The organism is Bartonella tribocorum, assembly GCF_002778015.1.
Classification (GTDB): Bacteria; Pseudomonadota; Alphaproteobacteria; order Rhizobiales; family Rhizobiaceae; genus Bartonella; species Bartonella tribocorum_B.
Genome location: NZ_NJPP01000020.1, coordinates 1 through 24,990 on the forward strand (window position 1 = coordinate 1; position 24,990 = coordinate 24,990).

At 37.4% G+C, this 24,990-nt stretch carries 22 protein-coding genes; 10 read left to right on the forward strand and 12 right to left on the reverse strand.

All coding sequences use genetic code 11. The features are described from left to right. Positions 1–94 precede the first annotated feature (94 nt). The 7 genes from CEV08_RS06095 (at position 95) to CEV08_RS06125 (ending at position 8,776) form a co-directional block, all read left to right on the forward strand. A complete protein-coding gene (locus tag CEV08_RS06095; protein WP_100130801.1) occupies positions 95–481 on the forward strand; it encodes a hypothetical protein in 387 nt (128 codons plus the stop codon). A 153-nt stretch (positions 482–634) separates the two neighbouring features. Next, complete coding sequence (locus CEV08_RS06100; protein ID WP_100130802.1) at positions 635–1,018, forward strand: hypothetical protein; 384 nt, start codon at positions 635–637, stop codon at positions 1,016–1,018. Positions 1,019–1,142: 124 nt separating this feature from the next. Then, positions 1,143–1,514, forward strand: a complete 372-nt coding sequence (locus tag CEV08_RS06105) for a hypothetical protein (RefSeq protein ID WP_100130803.1) — start codon at positions 1,143–1,145, stop codon at positions 1,512–1,514. A gap of 213 nt (positions 1,515–1,727) precedes the next feature. Further along, the gene (locus CEV08_RS06110) at positions 1,728–2,081 is read left to right on the forward strand and encodes a hypothetical protein (protein ID WP_100130804.1); all 354 of its coding nucleotides are present in this window, start codon (positions 1,728–1,730) and stop codon (positions 2,079–2,081) included. 646 nt (positions 2,082–2,727) lie between these two features. Beyond that, positions 2,728–4,125: a threonine synthase gene (gene thrC / locus CEV08_RS06115; RefSeq protein ID WP_100130805.1), complete on the forward strand. Its 1,398-nt coding sequence runs from the start codon at positions 2,728–2,730 to the stop codon at positions 4,123–4,125. Positions 4,126–4,208: 83 nt separating this feature from the next. After that, positions 4,209–5,483, forward strand: coding sequence for a M16 family metallopeptidase (locus CEV08_RS06120; RefSeq protein ID WP_100130806.1), 1,275 nt, complete (start codon positions 4,209–4,211; stop codon positions 5,481–5,483). Positions 5,484–5,884: 401 nt separating this feature from the next. Further along, positions 5,885–8,776, forward strand: coding sequence for an EAL domain-containing protein (locus CEV08_RS06125; protein WP_100130807.1), 2,892 nt, complete (start codon positions 5,885–5,887; stop codon positions 8,774–8,776). A 404-nt stretch (positions 8,777–9,180) separates the two neighbouring features. Here CEV08_RS06125 and CEV08_RS06130 read toward each other — a convergent pair whose 3' ends face one another. After that, a complete protein-coding gene (locus CEV08_RS06130; protein ID WP_100130808.1) occupies positions 9,181–9,765 on the reverse strand; it encodes a YqgE/AlgH family protein in 585 nt (194 codons plus the stop codon). Between the two features lie 71 nt (positions 9,766–9,836). Between CEV08_RS06130 and CEV08_RS06135 the strand changes: the two genes are divergently transcribed. Continuing rightward, complete coding sequence (locus CEV08_RS06135) at positions 9,837–10,715, forward strand: protein-disulfide reductase DsbD domain-containing protein (RefSeq protein ID WP_100130809.1); 879 nt, start codon at positions 9,837–9,839, stop codon at positions 10,713–10,715. A gap of 28 nt (positions 10,716–10,743) precedes the next feature. Here CEV08_RS06135 and rnhA read toward each other — a convergent pair whose 3' ends face one another. From rnhA to cyoE, 4 genes are all read right to left on the reverse strand, one after another. Further along, on the reverse strand, positions 10,744–11,211 hold the full coding sequence (gene rnhA, locus CEV08_RS06140; RefSeq protein WP_100130810.1) for a ribonuclease HI: 468 nt from the start codon (positions 11,209–11,211) through the stop codon (positions 10,744–10,746). Positions 11,212–11,216: 5 nt separating this feature from the next. Beyond that, a complete protein-coding gene (locus CEV08_RS06145; RefSeq protein WP_100130811.1) occupies positions 11,217–12,176 on the reverse strand; it encodes a homoserine kinase in 960 nt (319 codons plus the stop codon). Next, positions 12,176–13,231: a 4-hydroxy-3-methylbut-2-enyl diphosphate reductase gene (ispH, locus tag CEV08_RS06150; RefSeq protein WP_100130812.1), complete on the reverse strand. Its 1,056-nt coding sequence runs from the start codon at positions 13,229–13,231 to the stop codon at positions 12,176–12,178. Before ispH ends, CEV08_RS06145 begins: the two co-directional genes overlap by 1 nt. 181 nt (positions 13,232–13,412) lie before the next feature. Next, positions 13,413–14,348 (reverse strand): heme o synthase, encoded by a 936-nt coding sequence (cyoE, locus tag CEV08_RS06155; RefSeq protein WP_100130813.1) that lies wholly within the window; start codon positions 14,346–14,348, stop codon positions 13,413–13,415. A 425-nt stretch (positions 14,349–14,773) separates the two neighbouring features. Between cyoE and CEV08_RS06160 the strand changes: the two genes are divergently transcribed. Beyond that, a complete protein-coding gene (locus tag CEV08_RS06160) occupies positions 14,774–15,313 on the forward strand; it encodes an invasion associated locus B family protein (RefSeq protein WP_100130826.1) in 540 nt (179 codons plus the stop codon). A gap of 110 nt (positions 15,314–15,423) precedes the next feature. Further along, entirely contained in the window at positions 15,424–16,848 is a 1,425-nt protein-coding gene (gene tldD / locus CEV08_RS06165) for a metalloprotease TldD (RefSeq protein WP_100130814.1), read from the forward strand. Between the two features lie 510 nt (positions 16,849–17,358). Here tldD and CEV08_RS06175 read toward each other — a convergent pair. The 7 genes from CEV08_RS06175 to fabI all read right to left on the reverse strand — a co-directional run bounded on the left by CEV08_RS06175 (position 17,359) and on the right by fabI (position 24,953). Further along, on the reverse strand, positions 17,359–18,612 hold the full coding sequence (locus CEV08_RS06175; RefSeq protein ID WP_100130816.1) for a class I SAM-dependent RNA methyltransferase: 1,254 nt from the start codon (positions 18,610–18,612) through the stop codon (positions 17,359–17,361). Further along, a complete protein-coding gene (locus CEV08_RS06180) occupies positions 18,609–19,352 on the reverse strand; it encodes a TlyA family RNA methyltransferase (protein WP_100130817.1) in 744 nt (247 codons plus the stop codon). The genes CEV08_RS06175 and CEV08_RS06180 overlap by 4 nt, the downstream gene beginning before the upstream one ends. A gap of 16 nt (positions 19,353–19,368) precedes the next feature. Next, entirely contained in the window at positions 19,369–21,276 is a 1,908-nt protein-coding gene (gene dxs / locus CEV08_RS06185; protein ID WP_100130827.1) for a 1-deoxy-D-xylulose-5-phosphate synthase, read from the reverse strand. A 243-nt stretch (positions 21,277–21,519) separates the two neighbouring features. Continuing rightward, positions 21,520–21,774 carry an exodeoxyribonuclease VII small subunit gene (locus CEV08_RS06190; RefSeq protein ID WP_100130818.1) on the reverse strand — a complete coding sequence of 85 codons (255 nt, stop codon included), beginning with the start codon at positions 21,772–21,774 and terminating at the stop codon, positions 21,520–21,522. A gap of 7 nt (positions 21,775–21,781) precedes the next feature. Continuing rightward, a complete protein-coding gene (gene ribB, locus CEV08_RS06195; protein WP_100130819.1) occupies positions 21,782–22,885 on the reverse strand; it encodes a 3,4-dihydroxy-2-butanone-4-phosphate synthase in 1,104 nt (367 codons plus the stop codon). A gap of 15 nt (positions 22,886–22,900) precedes the next feature. Next, positions 22,901–23,989, reverse strand: a complete 1,089-nt coding sequence (gene aroC, locus CEV08_RS06200) for a chorismate synthase (RefSeq protein WP_100130820.1) — start codon at positions 23,987–23,989, stop codon at positions 22,901–22,903. A gap of 145 nt (positions 23,990–24,134) precedes the next feature. Further along, positions 24,135–24,953, reverse strand: a complete 819-nt coding sequence (gene fabI, locus CEV08_RS06205; RefSeq protein WP_100130821.1) for an enoyl-ACP reductase FabI — start codon at positions 24,951–24,953, stop codon at positions 24,135–24,137. Between the last annotated feature and the right edge of the window lie 37 nt (positions 24,954–24,990).

Sequence of the window (24,990 nt, forward strand, 5' to 3'; positions counted from 1 at the left end):
GACTAAAAACACACATTGAAATATCCTAATTTTATATAAAGTGAGTTATATGTATATTCGCTTATATATAAATAAAAACATTTGAGGTAAAGATATGATGAAAATATTTAAAAATTATGTCTTAAGCGTTTTTATATCGAGCACTTTTTTTATTTCACAAACCGTAAATGTTAATGCAAATTATTTGATAAACGAGGCTCAAAAAGAAAAAATTTCTGTTTCCCTAATGAAACAAGTAAAGAATGCGAAATCTGATGTTGTTTTTACAACTTTTTCCTATGTTCCTTCTATAAGCTATCAAACAGAAAATGAAATAACTGGTGAAGGAAAATTTGAAAAGGTCATTGAACCTATGTCTATAGGAATGGGATTATTTTTTACTGGATGTGCACTAAGGTGTATGGCGTTGTTAGTAAATTTAATAGAGAGCGTAGTATCGATATCCAAAAAAATATCTGAGTATAAGACACAGGGACAATAGCTTCATTATGTATCGATAATTTATTGCAACAAATTTCGTAATGAAGCTTATTTTACGATCAAATATAAATGATGTAGCTTACATACAAATATCCAAAGTATAAATAAATTTATGCATTGTATATTGAATAGTATAAAATATTTGAGGTAAATTATGATTAAATTGTTTAAAAATTATGGTTTAAACGTTTTTATAGCGAGCACTTTTTTTATTTCACAAACCGTAAATGTTAATGCAAACTATTTGATAAACGAGGCTCCAAAAGAAAAATTTTCTGTTTCCCTAATGAAACAAGTAAAAAATGCGAAATCTGATGTTGTTTTTACAACTTTTTCCTATGTTCCTTCTATAAGCTATCAAACAGAAAATGAAATAACTGATAAAGGAAAAATTGAAAAGGTCATTGAACCTATATCTATAGGAACGGGATTATTGTTTACTGGATATGCACTAAATTGTATAGCATTGCTAGCAAGTTTTATAGATAGAGTAATATCGATATCCAAAAAGTTATCTGAGTGTAAAACACAGGGATAATAGCTTCATTATGTATCGATAATTTATTGCAACAAATTTCGTAATGAAGCTCATTTTACGATCAAATATAAATGATGTAGCTTACATACAAATATCCAGAGTATAAAATATTTGAGGTAAAGATATGATGAAAATATTTAAAAATTATATCTTAAGCGTTTTTATATCGAGCACTTTTTTTATTTCACAAACCGTAAATGTTAATGCAAACTATTTGATAAACGAGGCTCCAAAAGAAAAGTTTTCCGTTTCCCTAATGAAACAAGTAAAGAATGCGAAATCTGATGTAATTTCTACAACTGCTTTCTATGTTCCATCTGTAAGTTACCAAACAGAAAATGGGACAACTGGTGATGGAAAAGTTGAAAAGGTTATTGAACTTATCACTATAGGAACTTTTGGTACTGGGATGGCTATTGGTTATGCAGCAAGTATGGCAGGCATGTTTTTAGGGTTGATAATAAACAAAATAGTATCGTTTTTTAAAGTTCGTTAAAATTGAAATTTCATCAGAGTAAGATCTTCTTATACGAAACATAAACTATGGATATATTCTGTGTTGATCTATGGTTAATGACAAAAAATGAAGAGTTATCACATTAAGAATGAAAAAAGCTTTAAATGCTTCTGTTTCCTCAATGTGCACTAATTTTACCGATATATCTATTCAATTCAGCTTAAAACAAAAGTAAGGATATTGGGGATAATTATGATTAAAAAATTGAAAAATTACGTATTAAATATTATTGTAGCGGTTGCTTTTTTATTTTCACAAGTTGTAAATGTTCATGCTCATCATTGGAAAAATGATGCTCAAGTGGAAACTATTTCTCTACTCGAACAAGGAAAGAAAAAAGCTGTCAGTATAGCTGCTCTTTATGTACCAAATTTCACTCATGAAGCAAAAAATGAATCTGCTCTTGAGGGAAAAGTTGAGAAAGTGTTTGAACCGATTACTTTAGGTGTGTTTTCTACAACAGGAGCTTTAGGTTTTGGATTCTTGACCGGATTTGTTATGGCTATATTTAGCGGGATAATCGGATGGGCAATCGGAAAAAAATAAAAACAAATAATTCAAAGATACTTAATGATTTTTCCTATTTAAAATAGGAATATTTTACAGCTTGCTTTACATCATTTAGCAAGCTGTTTTTATGCTTTTTGTAAATAAACTCTAGGTTACCATACTGTACAGCACAAGTATAATACTTATTTGTATATAAAATGATACGTTAAGCTAAACAGATATTATTCAAAATATATATTTGCGCACGAAACACCATAAAATTACCTTATAAGTTTTTCGGTATAAGTCTCAAGATGTGTTATTTTGACGTTTAGTTTAACAGATTTAATTTTTACAAAATATAAGAGCATAAAATGGCTCTGGATAATTGAGTTTTTTAAAAAAGTTCTTCAATAAATACCATTATATATATTTGATTTCATTATTCATGAAGATACATAAGTAAGGACACCTTGTAAAATTTAAGCAAATGAATAATAGAGAAAATTTTTTCAGATGGAACAAGCACTCTGTGAACATTTGACATTTATATCTCAAAAATAAAAATGCTTAGGACTATTTCTTTCATTATTGAGTCAAAAAGAATAAAATAAGCTTCTATCCATTTAATAATTTAAATATTATAAAAAACATGAAATAAATAACTTCATCAATTTGCCAGAAATAAAAAAGGATAAAACTTATGCAATATATCAGCACGAGAGGTGAATCTCCTGCTTTAAGCTTTACAGAAACGATCATGACAGGGCTGGCAAGTGATGGTGGACTTTATCTTCCAGATAAATTGCCGCAATTATCATTTGATGCATTACGCGCACTTCGCGGTCAGTCTTATACAACAATTGCTAAAACACTTCTATGGCCCTTTGTAAATAACGAAATCGAGTACCCAGATTTTGAAAATATGGTTTCTGAATCTTATACAACCTTCCACCATCCAGCAGTCTGTCCGTTACGACAAACTGGAACAGATGAATTTATTCTTGAGCTCTTTCATGGACCTACTTTAGCTTTTAAAGATGTCGCAATGCAGTTTCTTTCTCGACTCATGGATTATGTTTTGACTAAAAAAAATAGATTTGCAACGATTATTGCTGCAACATCAGGTGATACAGGGGGGGCTGCGATACAAGCTTGTGCTGGAAAAGCACACTCAGATATTTTTATTTTATTCCCTAAAGGACGTGTATCACCTATTCAACAACGGCAAATGACAACCAATCAAAGTACAAATGTTCATGCCATTGCTATTGAAGGAAATTTTGATGATTGCCAAGCTCTTGTCAAAGCAATGTTTAATGATCATCATTTTCGTAAAAAAAGAGCCCTTTCAGGTGTTAATTCTATAAATTGGGCGCGCATTATGGCGCAAATTGTTTACTATTTTTCATCGGCACTTTCTTTAGGTGTTCCGGATAGAGCTGTCTCATTTACTGTTCCTACTGGAAATTTTGGTGATATTTTTGCAGGTTATATTGCTGCTCGTATGGGATTACCCATTGCTCAATTGGTTATTGCAACAAATGATAATGACATCCTTGCACGTACATTGACCAGCGGTATTTACGAAACACACCCTATCGTCCATACAACATCCCCTTCTATGGATATTCAAGTTTCTTCTAATTTTGAACGTTTACTCTTTGAAAGTAGTAATCGTGATCCAATGTGGATTCGCAATGCAATGGAAAACTTGAAAAAAACGGGATCTTTCGCTCTTGATGAAAAGCAACTCAAAAATATCCGCTCTCTTTTCTCTGCTGGAAAAAGTAATATGGCTGAAACAGCACAAACAATTGATCGTGTCTATAAAGAAAGTAGCTATCTTATTGATCCACATACAGCCGTTGCCCTTAAAGTAGCGCGCGAAAATAAAAAACCGCATATTCCGATGGTCGTCCTTGCCACGGCTCATCCAGCTAAATTTCCTGATACGATTAAAAATGCTTGTGGACTTCATGCCCCATGGCCATCTCATCTCAATGATGTCATGGAAGGTGAAGAACACTTCATAAGTCTTGCTAATGATGAAAAAATAGTAAAAGATTATATTTCTTTAAAATCGCGTGCATCTTATTAAAGTTAGCAGCATTAATTTAAATCAAGAATATTCTCATACCCTTAACAATGAGGTATTTAGCTTGTTAATGGAGTCGTAAATACATGGATGTAAATGTCTGTCGCCTTAGTAATGGCTTGACTATCGCCACACATACAATGCAACAGATTGATAGTGTCGCACTCGGAATATGGGTTAAAGTGGGCTCACGCAATGAAACCTTCACACAGCATGGTATCGCCCATCTGCTTGAACATATGGCGTTTAAAGGAACCGAAAACCGTACCGCATTTCAAATTGCAACCGATATTGAAGATGTTGGTGGTGAAATTAATGCCACAACCAGTATGGAAACAACAGCTTATTTTGCACGTGTCCTTAAAAGCGATATCCCACTTGCTATCGACATTTTAGCCGATATTTTGATGCATTCAAAATTTGACGAAGATGAACTAGAACGAGAAAAACAAGTCATTTTTCAAGAAATTGGTGCCGCCCATGACACACCTGATGATATTGTTTTTGATCACTTTACAGAAACGGCCTTTCGTCATCAATCCATTGGTCGCTCTATTTTAGGAACAGCTAAAACTATTCAATCATTCACATCTGCTGATCTTCATGATTTCATTAATAAACAATATAGTGCAGATCGTATGATTGTCGTTGCAGCAGGAGCTGTAAAGCACGAAAGCTTTCTAAAAGAAATTGAAAGTCGTCTTGGTACTTTTCGCTCTCATTCAACCGCCTCTCTTCCTAATCTTGCCAATTATGTCGGCGGAGATTTTCGTGAATATCGCGATTTAATGGATACACAAGTTGTTTTAGGATTTGAAGGGCGTGCTTATCACGCACGTGATTTTTATGCTACCCAAATTCTTTCAATCATTCTTGGTGGGGGGATGTCCTCACGTCTTTTTCAAGAAATCAGAGAAAAACGTGGGTTATGCTATTCTATTTATGCTTTTCATTGGGGGTTTTCAGATACTGGGCTTTTTGGTGTTCATGCAGCTACTGGACAAGAAGGGCTCAGAGAACTTCTGCCTGTGATTCTTGAAGAACTTTCCAAGGCAAGCAAAAATATTCACGCCAATGAACTCAAACGAGCACAAACGCAATACCGTGCTAATCTCACAATGTCACAAGAAAATCCTTCTAGTCAAGCACATCTCATTGCGCGCCAAATACTTCTTTACGGTCGCCCCATTCCAATATCAGAAACAATTGAACGCCTCAATCTCATCACGCCTACAAGGTTAATGGATTTAGCGCATCGTTTGTTTACAAATTCCACGCCAACACTCACTGCTGTCGGACCTGTAGGCTCCCTCATGAATTTTGATGATTTAACGTCAACTCTTTCATATAAGCTAAAGTAAAAACTATTTTTCTAAAGAAGCATCACAATGAACATGCATATATTTTATCATAAAATTTACCAAAAAACTCTTCTCATTAAATAAGTTTTGGAAATATTGGGCAAAAAGGCGTACAAAACTATCCAATTTCTCCTTCATGTGATAGAGATTTTAACGAATAAAGATATATCCGTGAAATTTGAAAATTCATGATTTAACTTTGTCCTTTTAAAATATAAAAATTCCATCTGCTTCAAGTTTCATGAAGGCAAAGGCGTAGGTGGTTTATTGGTATATAAAATCGTATAATTTTAAGAGAAAATGATAACAATTTATTCTGTAAATAATTATAAAAGGTGAACGTTTTTTCTCAAAAATCTACATGAAAATTAAACACCTTAAAATATTGAGAGTGGGACATTGTGAAGAATTTGCGTAAAATAATCGACATCATTTTCATTATCGTCGTTAGTTCTTTTGTTCATATTACATCAGCACATGCTATTGAGCCCGTTAAAATTTCTTCTCAGGATGCTGCTCTTGATCTTTCAAAAGCAATTGAAATTCACCATACAAGCAACTCTATTTTTCAAACAAGTACAGCGCCAGGACCAGATGGTATTGTATGGCGTATTGAAGTGCAGGCAAAAAGTGAAAAATTTTCCGGAAACTGGGCAGTTTTTTCTCTTGCAAATCCAACAGATGAACAGATTGATCGTCTCATCGTTGCACCCCATTACCGCATGGCGCGTTCTGGATTTTTTTGGCCAGACCTTGGATCAGCACGGATTCAATCCATAACGCCAAGCGAAGGCTTTTCTCTCGATCGTCAACCGAGTGCAAACTCTGATATCTTTCGTATCACCCTTAATCCTGGTGCTGTTGTTACATTTGTGGCTGAACTTAACTCTGCCAATCTACCGCAAATCTATTTATGGCAACCTGAAGCTTATAAGGATGCCATTAATTCTTATACGCTTTATCATGGTATTCTTCTTGGGATATCAGGTCTTTTAGCACTTTTGTTAACTGTTCTCTTCGTTGTCCGTGGAACGGGACTGTTTCCTGCGACAGCTGCTGTTGCTTGGGCCGTACTTTTTTATATTGGTATTGACTTCAACTTTTTAAATAAATTCTTTGCAGTTACACTCACAACACAACCAATTTGGCGTGCTGGTACAGAAGTAGCACTTGTTGCAACACTCTTCATTTTTCTTTTTACCTACCTCAATCTTAATCGCTGGCATTATCATTTTAGTTATGGTGCTATCGCTTGGACCATTGCCTTTTGCAGTCTGGGAGCCTTTGCTATTTATGATCCAATCAGAGCAGCAGGAATTGCCCGTCTATCATTTGGTCTTACGGCTGTTTTGGGTATACTGTTAATCATCTATTTTTCAATCAGAAGCTATGACCGCGCCATTATGCTTATCCCAACATGGTTGCTTATTAGCTTTTGGTGTGTGGGAGCTTATGCCTGCATAGCAGGAAATTTAAACAATGATATTATCCAGCCAGCATTAGCTGGAGGATTAGTACTCATTGTTCTTCTCATTAGCTTTACTGTTCTGCAACAAACCTTTTCTAATGATGCTTTCCATGAAGGAATATTCTCCGACCTTGAACAACAAGTTCTCGCAGCAAAAGGAGCTGGAAATATTATTTGGGATTGGAATATTGAGCGTGATCGTATTGTTGTTCATCCAAACATGACAACTCTTTTTGGTACTGAAATCAAAAACCTCAATGGGACTATGCGCAACTGGATTTCAGCTTTGCACTATGATGATCGTGAACGTTTTCAAGCCGTCTTGGATATCATTCTTAAAAATAAAAAAGGGCGTATTGATCAAACTTTTCGGCTTTCTTCCGGTGGTGGCTATTATCATTGGTTTTCTCTTCGTGCACGTCCAGCTATGCAAAAAGATGGAAAAATCACACGTGTCATTGGAACCATTGTCAACATTACTAACCATAAAAAATCTGAAGAACGCTTATTGCATGATGCAATCCACGACAGTTTAACTGGCCTGCCTAACCAGCAAATTTTCTTCGATAGACTACAAAATTATACCTCTTTGGCAAAAGCAAATATTAAAATTAGACCGACCGTCTTTATGATTGATTTTGACAATTTTCGCCAAATTAATCGCAAATTAGGCATAGCCGTTGGGGATACGGTATTGCTTATAATTGCCCGTCGTTTAAATCGTCTTATTAACTTTCAAGACACTTTATCGCGCCTTTCAGCAGACCGCTTTGCAATTATTTTACTCAGTGAAACTGAACCCCAAAAAATTGCAGCATTTGCAGATCATTTGCACAAAACAATTTCAGCACCTATTTCACTGCCAGAAAACAAAGTAATCCTTTCGACGTCTATTGGACTGGTTACATGGAGTGAAAGCAGATCAACAGCGAAAGATATTTTTAATGACAGTGAATTAGCGATGATTCGTGCAAAACAAATGGGGGGGAATCATATTGAACCTTTTCGTCCTAATTTTCGCGCTTTAGGCCTCGAACATAATATTCTAGAGAAAGATATTCATTATGCCATAAAACGTCATGAAATGAAAATCCTCTACCATCCTATCCTTAATTTATCAGACGGCCATATTATTGGTTTTGAAACAATTGTAGAATGGCATCATCCAACTTATGGAAATTTAAATGTCTCTGATTTCATAAAGATCATAGAAAACGAAAAAATCGTTATGCATTTGTCACAATTTATCATCGATAATGCTATTATTGATCTTATAAATGTACAAGAAAAATTTTCTCAACAGTCTTTCTTTATTTCAATTAATTTACCAAGCGCAGAAATGATTCATCCTCGTTTTATAAGTCAATTGCGTGCCGCTTTGCTTCGCCATCCGCTCAACAAAGGCAGCTTGATGATTGAAATATCTGAATTTGTCTTAAGAAATAATCCTGAACACTCGGCACACTTTCTCGAACAAATTAAAACACTTGGAATGAACCTCGCACTGGATAATTTTGGAACGGGTTATTCGTCACTGACCTATCTTGTGCGTTATCCATTTGATATGGTTAAACTTGATCGTTCGCTGATCTCAATCGACTCTCTCAAACAGAAACTTGTTCTCAAGTCTATCATTAATATGGCAACAGATCTTAAGTTACAAATTATCGCAGAAGGTGTTGAAAATGAAAAAGAGGCAATCTTCCTGCGTCAAGAAGGCTGTAAATATGTTCAAAGCACTCTTGTAACAAAACCAATTGCCATAGAAGAATTAATTACACTCGTTCAAAGCCATTTCCCTTATAAACCAAATACTGATTTATAAGAATAATTTAGCGTTATTCAACTTGAATGAACACTCTGAATACCATAGGATTTTCTTATTTCAAAATCTCTCTCATGTTGAAACAATCAAAACCTTTCGATTGCATGTCACAAGTAGGACGAGCCTAAGTGGAGAAAAAACGATTTCAAAAAGGGCTAAAATGCCTTTTCATGAATCGTCTTAAGTACCAAGAGCTCTCGCGAAATATTGAGGGGTGAAAAATATAACGATGGTGCCTAGCTTGTCACTTTGCAAACGCAAAGATGGGGGCTCAATGAGTTGACCGTAATACCACTCACAAACGCCGTCGCAAAATGAGTGTGACGCGCACTGAGAGATGCTTCTTTAAAAGAAAAACATAAGGGATAGAATAACGTTTAAAGTTAAAAAGCCCAGAAAAAACTCTACGCATTTCCCATTTGAGAAGCAAGATAAATTGGATCAATCCCCATGCGGGTTAAACTTTTATCATATTTGCGACTTAAATCACTTTCAAAAAGAAAACTAGGTGATGTAGAACTAATTAGCCAACCGTTTGTAGAAATTTCCGCCTCAAGTTGTCCTGCTTTCCATCCAGCATAACCTAATGCTACCAGTGCATGTTGTGGGCCTTGTTCACAACTGATTGCTTTTAATATGTCAATTGTCGCCGTAAAACAGACCTTATCTGCAATAAAAATAGTTTCTTCACAAGCATAATCATCTGAATGAAGGACAAATCCGCGCGAAGGATCAACAGGCCCACCATAGCGAACTGGAAATTGTTTTACTGGTTCAGAAAGACGTTTCCTTTGCTCGCTGTCTATTACGCCAAGGTGAAGCAAAAGCTCTGTAAAATCAATATGATGCAATTTATTAAGAATAATGCCCATCGCACCAGAATCAGAATGCGCACAAACATAAATCACAGAACGAATAAATCGTTTGTCATTCATCCCAGGCATTGCTATGAGTAATTGTCCACCTAAAAAGCCATTACACTGCTTCATTAATCTGTTATTCTCCATAATTTACATGATAAAAGTTCGTCCATTTAGTACACTAGGAAAATAAAACTCCAATGAGAAGAAGTCACATATTTACAAGTTTACAAAATATCACAACTTCCTTTTATAAAAAGCTTTTCGTTACTTTAAGCTTAACATTCATAGTTTTAGAATTACTTAAAGTTTCTGTAAATGCTCAAACAGAACAAAAACTCCAGCTTTTCTCAACCTCTTGGTATGAATCAGAAGGCGCTCATATTCGTTTAGCAATCACTGAACCTTCTCATTCTGGAATGAGAGAAGGTTTTATCGAAATTGTACTGAAGCCGGAGTGGAAAACGTACTGGCGTAATCCAGGTAATTCAGGAATGGCACCTTTTTTTAATTTTAGTCAACAGGTTGCTTATGAAATCTTTTATCCTACTCCACAGCTTTTTGAAACAGAAAATGATTGGTCATTAGGCTATAAAGATAAAGTGCTATTACCCTTTAATCTATCTTCTTCAAGTAAAAATTTAAGTGGTGCTTTCACGCTTGGATTATGTAATAAAATCTGCCTTCCATTGACTGTTAACTTTGATTTTTCACCATCTTCTCTTAAACACAAACCTCTACCCGCTTCCTTGTTAAAAAACGCCCAAGATTCTTTGCCGCGCATGACGCAAAATGCTTTAAAAATAAGCGCTAAAAAAAATAATAATACCCTTCTTATAAAAATACAAAATAACAACAAAACCAAGCCTTACTCTCTCTTTTTAGATGGGGGAGAATTGCAAATTGGAGCAGCAAAAAAAATCAGTGATAATGCAGATTATACACTCTTTAGCGCTCCACTCTATTTCGTACCAAAGGAAACTAATCAAAAAATTTTTTATACCGTTTCTTTTAAAGATCACGCCTTAAGTGGAACATTTGTATTCCATACACAATCACCCCCTCTTACTATCCCATGATAAAAGAGAAAAGATTCTCAAACAGTAATTATATTGGAAAACGCCCATTTTCGCGATATTCAGCGATTGCTTTACGAGCAAGAGCATCAGCGCGTTCATTCTCTGGATGGCCCGCATGCCCTTTTACCCAGTGCCATCTGACTGTATGACAAGAACAAGCATCCTCAAGAGCTTGCCATAGCTCTATATTTTTCACAGGACTTTTTGATGCAGTCCGCCAATTATTCTTTTTCCATCCTTCAAGCCACTTAGATATACCGTTACGCACATAAACTGAATCTGTATAAAGATCGACCAAACAGGATTCTTTAAGCGCCTTTAATGCACAAATTGCCGCCATAAGTTCCATTTGATTGTTTGTTGTATAATCTTTGCCGCCACAAAGTTCACGTTCATGACCATTCCAGCGTAAAATTGCTCCCCAGCCTCCAACTCCAGGGTTTCCTGAGCAAGCACCATCTGTATAAATTTCAACGACTTTTTGTTGACTTGCCATAAAATTTAAAAACCTAATTCACTGAGCGAATTGACGTTACTAAAAAAACAGAGTTTGTGCCAATATTCCCACGGATCTTTCTTAATAACAAAGCTATCAGGCGGTGTATTAAACCAATCATAAAGACGTGTGAGTAAAAAACGTAAAGACGCACCGCGAGTCAATAAAACAATCTTATCCAATTCTAAAGGGATCAATGGTCTTATTTTTTGATAATTTTCCAATAAGTTACGTGCTTTGGTAAGATTATAGGAATGATCAGGATCAAAGCACCAAGCATTTAAACAAATCGCTAAATCATAAGAAAAAAAGTCATTACAAGCAAAATAGAAATCTATTATACCAGAAAGACGATGATTTACAAAAAAGACGTTATCATTAAATAAATCCGCATGAATAATACCTGTTGGTAAATTGAATGGCCAATTTTCTTGTAAAAAAGCCAATTCTGACTCAATTTTTTGTCCAAACTCTTTTAACAGTGCATCTTTTGTTATTTGACAACGTTGCCACAATACCTGCCAATCCATAATAGAAAGCGTATTTTTACGACTGAGAACAAAATCCTGTCCGGCTAAATGCAATTGCGCTAACCCCGTACCTACTTCGCCACAATGACCTATATCGGGTTGTCGAATCCACTCTCCTTCCAGAAAGGTGATAATAGCAGCAGGGCGTCCTGCTAGTTCACTGATCATCATTCCATTATTTTGAATAACGGGTTGTGGACAAGGAATTCCACGCTGCCCTAAATGCTGCATCAAACGGCAAAAAAAGGGTAAGTCATCTTTTGAAATACGCTTTTCATAAAGTGTTAAAATAAACCGTCCTTGTGTTGTCTCCAGCATAAAATTAGAATTCTCAATTCCTTCTTCTATCCCTTGATAAGACAAAAGTGACCCTATTGTGTAACGTGTTAAAAATGCTTTTAAATCATTTGGATGAATATCTGTATAAACGGCCATTATTCTACTTTCGTTTTAGACATATCTGTATTCTGATTTTCATTTTTTGCATTATTTCCTTGACCATTCACAAATGCCATATCTTGAGAGGTTAAAATGACGTCACGTAATTCGCGACTTACTAAAAATCTTTCCGTTTCTACCACTGTTTCAGCTAATTCTATTCTCACATCATAACGCTCACGAAACGCTGAAATAATTTCATCAATAATAATTTCAGGCGCCGAAGCCCCTGCTGAAAGACTGACAACCGAAAGAGATTTAAGGTTTTCAAAATTAATTTCATCAGCGCGCTGAACTAAAACAGCTTGCCGCGCACCAGACTTTTCGGCAACCTCTACCAAACGTCGTGAATTAGAAGAATTTGGCGCTCCAACAATCAAAAACAAATCACTTCCCTTTGCTGCTGCCTTAACCGCATCTTGTCGATTTGTTGTAGCATAGCAAATTGACTCAGCCGCTGGGGCTGCTAATGCAGGAAAACGTTGTTGTAATATATCGAGAATTCCTGCTGTATCTTCAACAGAAAGTGTTGTTTGTGTAACAAATCCTAATTTATCTGGATCACTTGGTTGATAATGCAAAGCATCTTTTATCGTTTCAATGAGCGTCACAGCCCCATCTTCAAGCTGTCCCATGGTCCCTATAACCTCAGGATGGCCAGCATGACCAATCAATATAACATGACGACCGAGACGTTGATGACGTATCGCTTGTTTATGAACTTTTGAAACTAATGGGCATGTTGCATCGAGATAAAACAAATTATAATGTCGTGCCTCTTCTGAGACAGATTTTGGTATACCATGGGCAGAAAAAACAACCGGTTGACTGCGATGTTCTTCTGGAATCTCATCAAGTTCTTCAACAAAAACAGCTCCCCTTTGCTGTAATCCCTCAACCACGTAGCGGTTGTGTACAATTTCATGACGAACATATACTGGAGCACTATATTTTTTTAATGCAAGAAGAACAATCTGGATAGCACGATCAACCCCTGCACAAAATCCACGTGGACCACAAAGACGTATTGTTAAAGGGGGAAGTCCAGACATAAATCATCCTTAATCTCTATAGCTTCAGTCTCATATTCAAACAAACATTCATTGTACATGAATAAGCAATGTAAAAAAACGCGCAATATCATCTTTTGCATCAGAACACACTCTATAGTGTTTTTTACAGCATTTTCTTGAAGAAAAGCTCTTTTAAAATTTGCTTTTTCATTTTATTTGTCTAAGGAATGATAAAATACCAAACAAGAGATTCAATCAAAAGAACTCCAAAGATAGCTGCCAAATAAAGTAACGAAAAGAAAAATGTTTTTTTGGCCATCAAAATAGTTTCATCATATGTATCAGCTTTCCACAAACGATAGGCAAAATAAATGAAAATAAGACCTAAAATTGTCGAAAATATGCCATAAAAAAGTCCACCAAGACCCGTAAAGTAAGGAATAGTGGCGCATAGTACCATCAAAACAGTATAAAATAAGATCTGTTTTTTTGTTGAGTTTTCACCTCGTACATTAGGCATCATAGGAATACCTGCTGCCTCATAATCAAGAGATGAAAAGAGAGAAAGAGCCCAAAAATGGGGGGGAGTCCACATAAAAATAATTAAAAATAATAAAAAACTATCAATACTCACTGTCCCTGTTGTCGTTGCCCACCCAATCATTGGTGGAAAAGCACCAGAAGCACCCCCAATAACAATATTTTGTGGTGTAATACGCTTTAACCAAATTGTGTAGATAACAACATAAAAGAAGATTGTGAAAGCAAGAAAAAACGCCGCAAACCAATTAATGAAGCTCCCCATAACCAAGACCGAAAACATGGAAAGCGCCATGCCAAAAATAAATGCCTTGCGGGGGCTGATTTTACCCATAGGAATAGGGCGCTTTTTGGTCCGTTCCATCAGGGCATCAATATCGGCATCATACCACATATTAAGTGCTCCCGCACCGCCGCCGCCAGCAGCAATACATAAAATTGCTAAAAAACCATACAACGGATTGATGGGAACAGGAGACACCATTAAACCAACAAATGCTGTAAAGACCACAAGAGACATAACACGCGGCTTTAATAATGTGATATAATCACCAATACTGGATTTTGGTGGCGTTGATTGGCCATTTGAAACCGATAACTCTCCTGAAACAGACATTCCACTCAAAACCCTTTTCCATTTTTGTTATTCACAGACAAATATATCTGGCACAAACCAATATATCTGGCAAATATTATCTCACGTGTGGAAATAACTAATCAAGGCCAATCATATTTTTGAGAAAATATAGGATACCTCTCTTTTACCTATCCCCTAAAAACAGATAGAAATATTTGCAGTAAAAAGACATTTTTCTAATCAATATTCTCTTTGTACATTGCAATCTATCCTACTAAACATCATAAAGCCATGCTGAAAATTGATCTTCTATAAAATGCTCTTTCTTTTTTCTTTATTTCTTGTATAGGAATGAATATATTTTGGTAAATACTGGTTTTGTGTTATAGTTTTTATGTGAAGAATTCGTTTTTTGTGCACATCTATGCATGATTGTGTGTCTGTTGAGTTGGATGGAATTTTCTGTGATATTTTATAAATTATTCAAAAAAGCTTGTTTTATTGCTGCTGTTCTTCACCCACTTTATAGTAGTTCTATCAATTGCGCTTTTGCACAAACACCCTATGCGCAAAATGTCCCCGCTCCACAAACCTATGGTGCATGGACAAAAGTTTGTGCTCTTCCACCAGGGACACCTAATATGCAATGTGAAATTGTACAAAACGTTCATACACAAGGTCGTCATGATATTACTTTGCGCGTTACATTTTATAAACTTCCTCAAAAGCAAGGTGCTTTAATGCGTGTTTTTGTTCCGATTCGTGTTGAATTACGTCCTGGTGTTGGAATTAAAATTGATGATAAAAATATGGGTAGAATGGAATATCGTCGTTGTCTTGGTGATAATTGTGTTGCTGAAGCTTTTCTTAAAGAAGACATATTACAACTCTTTTTAAAAGGAAAAATGGCAACTTATTTTATCTTTACAACCCCTGAACAAGGGATTGGAGGTCTCGTTGATCTTAATGGTCTTGGCGATGCCTATGCAACCTTACCTACATGAATGAAATCGACATACTTTAAACGATTAAAATCTCATCATATATTTTGAGAGCCTCTTAAATTAGATCAATGAAAATCTTCTAAGCCCCCAATAAAAATAGGATAATTCTTATGAAATCGCTGATTGATCGTTTTGATATTGCTTCCTCTAGAGTGCAATCGCTTGTACAGGAAACGCTTCATCATGCTGATGATGGTGAACTTTACCTCGAGTACACAGAAAGCGAAGCCCTTTTATTTGATAATGGACAACTTAAAAACGGCTCTTTTCATCAAGATATGGGGTTTGGTCTGCGTGTCGTTGCTGGAGAAGCGACTGGATATGCACATTCTAGTGAATTATCACTTGCTGCACTCAAACGTGCTTGTGAAGCAGCTAAAGCTGTTACCTATAATAATCATGCCGGACCTTATAGCATAGCCCCTCAACAAACAAATAAAAAACTTTATCAACCGCATAATCCCCTTGATGCTCCGTCATTTGAAGAAAAAAGTGCTCTTTTGCAAAAAATTGATGCTTATTTACGGGAAAAAAATGATAAATTGCATCAAGTAACTGTTTCTCTTTCTGGTTCACTACAACATGTCGAAATTTTACGTGCAGATGGATATTTGGTTCGTGATATTCGTCCCCTTGTACGGCTTTCTATATCTGTGGTTGCGGCTGAAGGTAATCGACGTGAAAATGGTTTTTATGGATGTGGGGGGCGCCAAGCATTTGATCAGTTTATTTGTGAAGACAATTGGAAACAAGCCGCAGATGAAGCCTTGCGTATGGCTTTAACAAATCTACAAGCAGAAGCAGCACCTGCCGGAACATTTGATGTTGTCTTAGCTAATGGATGGCCTGGCGTTATGCTCCATGAAGCCGTAGGTCATGGTTTAGAAGGTGACTTTAATCGCAAAAAAACTTCTGCTTTTGCTGGACTTTTAGGACAACAAGTTGCGGCAAAAGGTGTTACAGTTGTTGATGATGGAACAATTCCTCATTGCCGTGGTTCTCTCACGATCGATGATGAAGGGACCCCTTCAGCATATAACGTTCTCATTGAGGATGGAAAGCTTGTTGGTTTTATGCAAGATAGGCTTAATGCACGGCTTATGGGGAGTAAATCAACTGGAAATGGGCGTCGTGAATCCTATGCTTGTGCTCCAATGCCACGAATGACCAATACAATCATGCTAGGAGGAGATAAAACACCTGAAGAAATCCTTTCCTCCCTTAAAAGTGGTATCTATGCTGTTTCATTTGGTGGAGGGCAAGTGGATATTACTTCTGGCAAATTTGTTTTTGAATGTACTGAGGCATACCGAGTAGAAAATGGTAAAATTGCTGCGCCAATCAAAGGTGCTACTCTTATTGGAAATGGTCCGGATGCTATGAAACGTATCACAATGATTGGAAATGATAGCAAACTGGATAATGGTATTGGTATGTGTGGAAAAGCTGGGCAAAATGTTCCTGTTGGTGTTGGGCAACCTCATATGCGAATCAATAATATGACAATCGGTGGAACTGCGCTTATAAAAGAATAGACTTTTTCATTCCTTCCCAATATTGCTCCCTTCCCATCTTTTAAAATAATTTATAAGGGAGGATATTTTTGATGCAATGCATTGTTATAAAGATAATCAAGCGTTATTCAACTTACATTAGAACCTTGAATACAGCGGATTCTCTTATTTTAAATCTGTATATGTTGAATCAATAAAATCCATTGGTTTATACGCTATAAGCGGAGAGAACCGTGCGGCATGAAACTGTACAAAAAACATGCCTCTTATGAACCATCTCAAATGCCAAAGGCTATCACGACATTGGGAGATGGCAAATATGACGGTAGTGCCCGCCTTGCTCAGACGCACCTTCTTTGTAATGGGTTCGTTTTTTGTGTGGAGAAATACTGTCTTTATAAAAAAGTCTAAAATAAGAACACGTCTTATATTCAGTGTTCTTATTCAAAGAGAAAAGAAAAAGGCCATTATTATAGATAAATGAGGAAAAGATTTTATAATAATATTCACGTGAACTAAAAAAATTTCAGGCTAAAGCTTCCAGCCCTGCTTCTTTTTCTTTTTGCTCAAAACAGCAACAATTTCAACATGAGGTGACCATAAAAACTGATCAATTGGTGTGATTTCTTCTATTGTATAGCCCCCTGCAACAAGAAGTGATAAATCACGCGCAAATGTAGCAGGATTACACGAAATTGCCACAACACGTGATACTGTTGCCTTCGCCAATTCACGGACTTGTTCCTCTGCACCAGCACGAGGAGGATCAAAAACAACATATTCAAAACATTCAAGTTCCTTTACAGAAAGTGGATGGCGGAAAAGATCACGTTTTTCACACGTGATTGTTTTTAAATCAGTTGAAAAATGTGCTGCTGAACTTAAATTTTCTAATGCTTTTTCATCATTTTCTACTGCATGAACATTCATCTTTTTTGCCATACGCAAGGTAAATGTTCCTACCCCTGAAAACAAATCAAGAGCATTCTTTGCTTTTTTTAAATGAGTCAAAATAATATTGCCCATTATATTTTCAGCTTCGCAGGTTGCTTGAAGAAAACCACCAGAAGGAAATTCAACACGGACATCTCCCAAATAAATCACTGGTTTTTCTCGTTCAATCAAAACTTCACCCTCAACAGACAAACGGGTAATCCCATATGAAAGAGCAGCATTGATCATTTTCTGACGAAGTGATTCATGGTGTACAGTACAACCGCTTAAAGCAACATCTAAACCATTTTCAACGCGTGTTATCGTAATATGAAACCGTTTGGCAGAGCTGCTTAGAAAAGCACAGAGCTTTCTGATATTACACAACTGAGAAATAAGTTCTGGATGGCTTACGGAACATTCCTCAAGAGCGATAATTTCATGAGAAAGATAACGGTTAAAACCAACTTTTTGACCTTGTGGAGTCATGGATGCTGTTAGAGTCACCCGCCGTCGGCTATAGGGTTTACATTCTATTAAAGGTGCAACAACACTATGAATGCCATACTTTTTAAGCGCATCAACAACCAATTGTCGTTTCCATACGCGATAAGCATCAGAACGCCAATGTTGAAGCGTACAGCCTCCACATTCTCCAAAATGCTGACAAAGCGCATCAACGCGTTCTGGTGATTTTTCTTTTAATGCTATATATGTTGCATATTTTCCATGCACAGTAATTTCAGCACATTCTCCCGGTAAGGTAAAAGGGACATAAACAAAACCGTGCGTCGTCTTAGCAACACCATAACCATTTGCTCCAAGATGGTCGATGATGACATTGTCACTCACTGTTGCTTTTCTCCAAATAGTAAATATTCCACATTGCCATCACCACCTGTAATAGGGGAAGGAAGTAAACCTTTTGCACGCCACCCTGTTTGAGTGTTTAACCAGACAAAAAGTTCCTCAGCGGTTTCTTTAGCTCTTGATGGATCTAATATTCCTCCCTTACCAATGTGTTTACGACCAACTTCAAACTGAGGCTTTACCAGTAAAACAGCTTGGGTGCTCTTCTTAGATAAAGACAAAACAGGGGGCAATGCAAGTTTGAGAGAAATAAAGCTAACATCTGAAACAATCAGATCAATTTTCCGCCCGCCTAAATGTTTCTCTTGAAAATCTCTAACATTCAAGCCTTCTAATAATGTTATAGCACTATTGCCCAATAAACGTGTATCAAATTGATGATGCCCAACATCAACAGCAATGACATGGGCTGCTCCTCGTTCTAAGAGAACTTGTGTAAAACCACCTGTTGATGCACCCACATCAATGGCTGTCACTTTATCCATTACAATCGGAAATGCATCAAGTGCTGCAATCAATTTCAATGCTGCTCGCGAAACATAATTCTGTGCTGGATCACAAACGACAATCTCTGCATCATCAAAAAAGGTTTGCCCCGCTTTAAAAATGATTTCACCATTAACTTTAACTGTTTGGCGCATGACAGCATCACGTGCACGGGAACGTGTCGCAAAAAAGTTTTTTTCAACTAAAAGAATATCGAGCCTTTTTCTGGAAGCCATCTCATACTCGAATTTTCTATTCCATTCGAATCTCATGCCCCATGGCCGTTAACACCGTGTTGACAATACCCATAGCATCAAGCCCTCTCGTTGAGAGAACTTTTTCTGGTGAACCATGATTCAAATATTCATCTGGAAGTTTTAGTGTACGAACTTTCAAACCGTGCTCTAAGAGCCCTTCTTGTGCTAAAAATTGCAATAAATGCGCTCCAAATCCGCCGATTGCACCTTCTTCAATTGTTACCAAAACTTCATGCTCACGCGCTAAACAACGTATCAAATCCTTATCCAAAGGTTTTGCAAACCGTGCATCTGAAACCGTTATCGATAACCCTTTAGCTTCCAACATATCAGCAGCTCGCAACACTTCTGACATCCGTGTTCCAAAACAAACCAGAGCGATCCTATTTCCTTCACGCAGAATACGTCCTTTTCCAATCTCTAATATCTCACCACGTTGTGGTAAATCTATACCAATACCTTCACCACGTGGATAACGAAAAGAAATGGGACCTTGATCATAAGCTGCAGCTGTACGCACCATATGCATCAGTTCAAGTTCATCTGAAGGTGCCATAACAACAAACTCAGGAAGCGTGGCCAAAAAAACAATATCAAAACTGCCAGCGTGTGTTGCACCATCTGCCCCCACAAACCCCGCTCTATCAATGGCAAAACGTACCGGTAATTTTTGAATTGATACATCATGAATAATTTGATCATAAGCACGCTGTAAAAAAGTAGAATAAATTGCAACAAAAGGCTTATATCCTTCACACGCAAGTCCTGCCGCAAAAGTTACGGCATGTTGCTCAGCAATACCAACATCAAACATTTTTTTAGGAAATTTTTCTGCAAAAGAATCAAGCCCTGTCCCTGCTGGCATCGCTGCCGTTATGCCAACAATCTTATCATCATGGCATGCTTCTTCTATTAAAGCTTTAGAAAATACTTTGGTATAGGATAGAATACTACTTGATGGCTTAACCTGTTTTCCTGTCATAATATCAAAACGATTAACACCATGATATTTATCAGATGCGGCTTCTGCAGGTGGATATCCCTTTCCCTTATGGGTTACAACATGCACCAAAACAGGACCATGAGGATATTCACGAACATTTTTTAACACCGGCAATAAATGCCCCAAATTGTGCCCATCTATGGGGCCAACGTAATAAAAGCCAAGCTCATCAAATAACGTTCCTCCAACCAAAAGGCCACGCGCAAATTCCTCTGAACGACGTGCCTTATCCAAAAAAAACTTTGGCAATTTTTCGCTCAACATCTTTACGCGTTCACGCAAATGACGATAAGAAGGACGAGACACTAACCGTGCAAGATGCGCACTCATAGAACCTGTAGGCGGTGCGATAGACATATCGTTATCATTTAGAATAACAATCAAGCGTGCATTCAAAGCACCAGCGTTATTCATTGCCTCATAAGCCATGCCCGCAGACATAGCACCATCACCAATGACAGCAATGATATTGCGGTTTGTCTCTGCTTTCAAAGCACTTGCCACCGCCATGCCAAGCCCTGCCGAAATAGAAGTCGATGAGTGCCCCGCTCCAAATGGATCATACACACTTTCTGAACGTTTTGTAAAACCTGATAGCCCGCCTTCTTGACGTAATGTGCGAATTTTTTCTCTACGCCCCGTTAAAATTTTGTGCGGATAGGCTTGATGACCAACATCCCAAATAATCCTATCCTCTGGTGTATTAAAAATATAATGTAATGCAACTGTAAGCTCAATAACACCAAGTCCTGCCCCAAGATGCCCCCCTGTTACAGAAACCGTATCAATTGTTTCGGTCCGTAACTCATCAACCAACTGTACCAGATCAGACTCCGGGAGTGCCCGCAAATCTTGCGGAAAACAAACACGGTCAAGCAATGGTGTTAAGACATGAGACAACAAAAAATCCTTCCTATTATCTTAACTCAAGAGAAAGCAACGATAAAACATTTCTTCTCTACTTTGTTATTGAGAATTTTACATCTTTTTTACTGAAAAATACTCTTCTTTCTTTGAGATGATTGATGCTTTTTCCCATTTTTAACTTATTTTATAAAAAAGAAATCAATAAAATTTTCTGTCTATAAACTAAGATTATTGCATCTCCTAATTCCCACAATAAATATCTAAAAATATTTAATATTATTGAGCATCAAGCGGTTCTACTCCTTCTGGAAAACCTTCCTGTGAAAGCTGAATTTTTTCAACTTTGGCTTCAGCAACCTTCAAGAGTTTTTCACAATGTTGTTTAAGCGCTTCACCACGTTCATAAATATCAATGGATTGTTCTAAAGGTACATCGCCACGTTCCAAATTTTCAACAATAACTTCAAGTTGCTTAAGCGCTTGCTCAAAGCTCAAAGCCGTAATATCCCCCTCTTGTATTTCTTTTTTCATATGAACCTCAAAAAATATCTGTTCTAGATATACGAATTCCAAAATCTTCTAAACCTACATAATGATGCTCTTTAGAGGCATAAACAATAACAGAGCTTATTCCTAAATATTTTAAAATCTGTGCCCCTAAACCAATTTTGCGCCATTCTTCTCCGCGTTCAATTGCCTGCACATGATTTTCTGAACCGTCTCTTGTCATGTTTTGAATACCACTCGTTGAGTGTATAACAGATCCTTCACGCAAATAAACAAACACACCACGTTTTTCTTTTGCCATCATACGCTGCATCATCACCATAATATTTGAAGATTGACAAAAAACATCATTTATAACGTTTTCATGATGTAAATGCACAGGTATATCCTCCCCCTCACGGATATCGCCAAAAATGATTGCAATATGCTGAACCGCTTCCCAAGGAAGTTGATAACTTTGCACAACAGCTTGGCCTATTGATGTTTCAATCGGCATTTCTCCAACATGCTTGATCAATATTTCTTTACGCTGGCGGTAGGCGATCAAATCGGCAACTGTTATTATATGCAAATGATTGTCTTGTGCAAATTTTGTAATCTGATCTCCATGTTTAACGCTCCCATCATCATTGACCAATTCACCGATAACACCAACGGGGGGCAAACCAACTAATTTACATAAATCAATAGCGGCTTCCGTGTGACCTGAACGCATAAGAACCCCCCCTTCATGTGCAATCAGAGGGAAAATATGCCCCGGACGAACAAAATCATCCGCACTTGCATTTGAATTTGCAAGATTACGCACCGCTAATGTACGATCGTGCGCTGAAATCCCCGTCGTTATTCCATGTTTAAAATCAACAGTCACAGTAAATTGCGTCCCATGTGCAGAGTTATTATCTGGTACCATAGGCGCAAGATTAAATCGTTGTGCTTCTTTTTTTGGCATAGGTGTGCACACAATACCTGTTGTATGACGAAGAATAAATGCCATCTTTTCTTCTGTACAATGCGCTGCTGCAACCGTTAAATCACCTTCATTTTCACGGTCATCATCATCTGTCACCACAACAATTTCACCGCGTTCAAAAGCTTGAAGTGCTGAAACAATTTTCTCTTCATTATAGGCCATTATTCACCTTCTCAATCAGCCAACTTGACCGCGATGTCTTAAATAATGGTCAGCAATAGCACAAGCAACCATCGCTTCACCAACAGGAACAGCACGAATCCCAACACATGGATCATGGCGTCCCTTCGTTATCACGCCTACATCATGACCATCAACATCAATGGAGCGACGAGGTGTTAAAATTGATGAAGTAGGCTTTACAGCAAAACGTGCAACAATTGGCTGTCCACTCGATATTCCGCCTAAAATACCACCTGCATGATTGGATAAAAAAAGTGGTTTTCCATCATTTCCCATCCGCATTTCATCAGAATTTTCTTCTCCTCTCAGGCAGGCTGCCGCAAAACCATCACCAATTTCGACCCCTTTTACCGCATTAATTGACATAAGTAAGGAGGCAATGTCTTGATCAAGTTTTGCGTAAATAGGGGCTCCTAAACCTGCCGGAACATTTTCTGCAACGATCTCAACAACCGCACCAACAGATGCCCCATCTTTACGGATTTTACGGATATAGTCGCTAAAAATCTGAACCATCTCTGCATCAGCTGTAAAAAAAGGATTATTCTCAACCTCTGACCAATCCCAACGATCACGATTAATATGATGGGGACCAATTGCTACCACGGCACCTCGTACAAGCAAATTAGGAACAACCTTACGAGCCAATGCACCAGCCGCAACACGCGCTGCTGTCTCGCGTGCTGAAGCACGCCCTCCGCCCCGAAAATCACGAATGCCATATTTAACATCATACGTATAATCTGCATGACCAGGACGATATTGATGAGCGATTTCTCCATAATCTTGCGAGCGTTGATCTGTATTTCGAATCAACAGAGAAATTGGTGTTCCTGTTGTAACTAATGTTGTCCCATCTTCCTGAGCAATCGCTCCTGAAAGGATTTCTACGTGATCTTGTTCTTGGCGCTGCGTTGTATATAAGGATTGCCCAGGTCTTCGCTTATCAAGATAAGCTTGAATTTCTGCAAGCGTAAAAATAATGCCTGGTGGACAACCATCAATGACACAACCAAGAGCAACACCATGACTTTCACCCCATGTTGTTACACGAAACAAATGACCAAAAGTATTATGCGACATAAAAAAAGACCTGTTTCTCTGTCAAATATACGCAACGACAACGCATGTTGAACCATACACAAAACAGCTCTTTACTTCAAAATATTCTTAGCCGCTTTAAATTTGGTCAAATCACTGCTGTCTAATATAGGTCCTTAAACCAAACTTATTCTTTAACGACGGAAATATCCGGCGCATCAACAGCTTTCATACCGATGATATTATAACCTGAATCGACATGATGAACTTCACCGGTAACAGAACGAGACAAGTCCGAAAGAAAATAAAGGGCAGAATCACCTACCTCTTCAATTGATACTGTGCGACGTAAGGGAGCATTATATTCATTCCATTTTAGAATATAACGGAAATCACCAATACCTGAAGCCGCTAACGTTTTAATTGGTCCAGCAGATATCGCATTAACACGAATATTTTGAGGGCCTAAATCTACCGCTAAATACTTCACGCTCGCTTCAAGAGCGGCTTTGGCAACCCCCATGACATTATAATTGGGAACAACCTTTTCCGCACCATAATAGGTTAGTGTTAAGATTGAACCACCGTCTAACATCAACTTTTCTGCACGCTTTGTTAGCGCTGTTAGAGAATAAACCGAAATATTCATGGTCATCATAAAATTTGATTCGCTGATATCAATATAACGGCCACTTAATTCATCTTTATCAGAAAAACCGATAGCATGAACTAAAAAATCAAGCTTGCCCCATCTCTTCTCTATGACTCTAAAGACCTCATCAATAGAGGCACTGTCAGAAACATCACAATGTCCACAAACAAACCCATTTAATTCTTCAGCCAAAGGCTCAACACGCTTTTTCATCGCTTCACCCTGATAGGTGAAAGCAAGCTCTGCTCCCGCAGCACGCGCTGCTTTAGCGATTCCCCAAGCGATGGAGCGATTATTGGCCAACCCTAAGATTAAACCACGCTTACCATACAACAAACCATTACCCTTAGCCATCAGCACTGCCCCATCGTTACTTGAAATTAATATTATT

What these genes read in the sequence shown, in the direction of transcription:
- CEV08_RS06095 (WP_100130801.1), top strand. Translation starts at nt 95, where the DNA reads ATGATGAAAATATTTAAAAATTATGTCTTAAGCGTTTTTATATCGAGC.
- CEV08_RS06100 (WP_100130802.1), top strand. Translation starts at nt 635, where the DNA reads ATGATTAAATTGTTTAAAAATTATGGTTTAAACGTTTTTATAGCGAGC.
- CEV08_RS06105 (WP_100130803.1), top strand. Translation starts at nt 1,143, where the DNA reads ATGATGAAAATATTTAAAAATTATATCTTAAGCGTTTTTATATCGAGC.
- CEV08_RS06110 (WP_100130804.1), top strand. Translation starts at nt 1,728, where the DNA reads ATGATTAAAAAATTGAAAAATTACGTATTAAATATTATTGTAGCGGTT.
- thrC (WP_100130805.1), top strand. Translation starts at nt 2,728, where the DNA reads ATGCAATATATCAGCACGAGAGGTGAATCTCCTGCTTTAAGCTTTACA.
- CEV08_RS06120 (WP_100130806.1), top strand. Translation starts at nt 4,209, where the DNA reads ATGGATGTAAATGTCTGTCGCCTTAGTAATGGCTTGACTATCGCCACA.
- CEV08_RS06130 (WP_100130808.1), bottom strand. Translation starts at nt 9,765, where the DNA reads ATGAAGCAGTGTAATGGCTTTTTAGGTGGACAATTACTCATAGCAATG.
- CEV08_RS06135 (WP_100130809.1), top strand. Translation starts at nt 9,837, where the DNA reads ATGAGAAGAAGTCACATATTTACAAGTTTACAAAATATCACAACTTCC.
- rnhA (WP_100130810.1), bottom strand. Translation starts at nt 11,211, where the DNA reads ATGGCAAGTCAACAAAAAGTCGTTGAAATTTATACAGATGGTGCTTGC.
- CEV08_RS06145 (WP_100130811.1), bottom strand. Translation starts at nt 12,176, where the DNA reads ATGGCCGTTTATACAGATATTCATCCAAATGATTTAAAAGCATTTTTA.
- ispH (WP_100130812.1), bottom strand. Translation starts at nt 13,231, where the DNA reads ATGTCTGGACTTCCCCCTTTAACAATACGTCTTTGTGGTCCACGTGGA.
- cyoE (WP_100130813.1), bottom strand. Translation starts at nt 14,348, where the DNA reads ATGTCTGTTTCAGGAGAGTTATCGGTTTCAAATGGCCAATCAACGCCA.
- tldD (WP_100130814.1), top strand. Translation starts at nt 15,424, where the DNA reads ATGAAATCGCTGATTGATCGTTTTGATATTGCTTCCTCTAGAGTGCAA.
- CEV08_RS06180 (WP_100130817.1), bottom strand. Translation starts at nt 19,352, where the DNA reads ATGGCTTCCAGAAAAAGGCTCGATATTCTTTTAGTTGAAAAAAACTTT.
- CEV08_RS06190 (WP_100130818.1), bottom strand. Translation starts at nt 21,774, where the DNA reads ATGAAAAAAGAAATACAAGAGGGGGATATTACGGCTTTGAGCTTTGAG.
- ribB (WP_100130819.1), bottom strand. Translation starts at nt 22,885, where the DNA reads ATGGCCTATAATGAAGAGAAAATTGTTTCAGCACTTCAAGCTTTTGAA.
- aroC (WP_100130820.1), bottom strand. Translation starts at nt 23,989, where the DNA reads ATGTCGCATAATACTTTTGGTCATTTGTTTCGTGTAACAACATGGGGT.
- fabI (WP_100130821.1), bottom strand. Translation starts at nt 24,953, where the DNA reads ATGGCTAAGGGTAATGGTTTGTTGTATGGTAAGCGTGGTTTAATCTTA.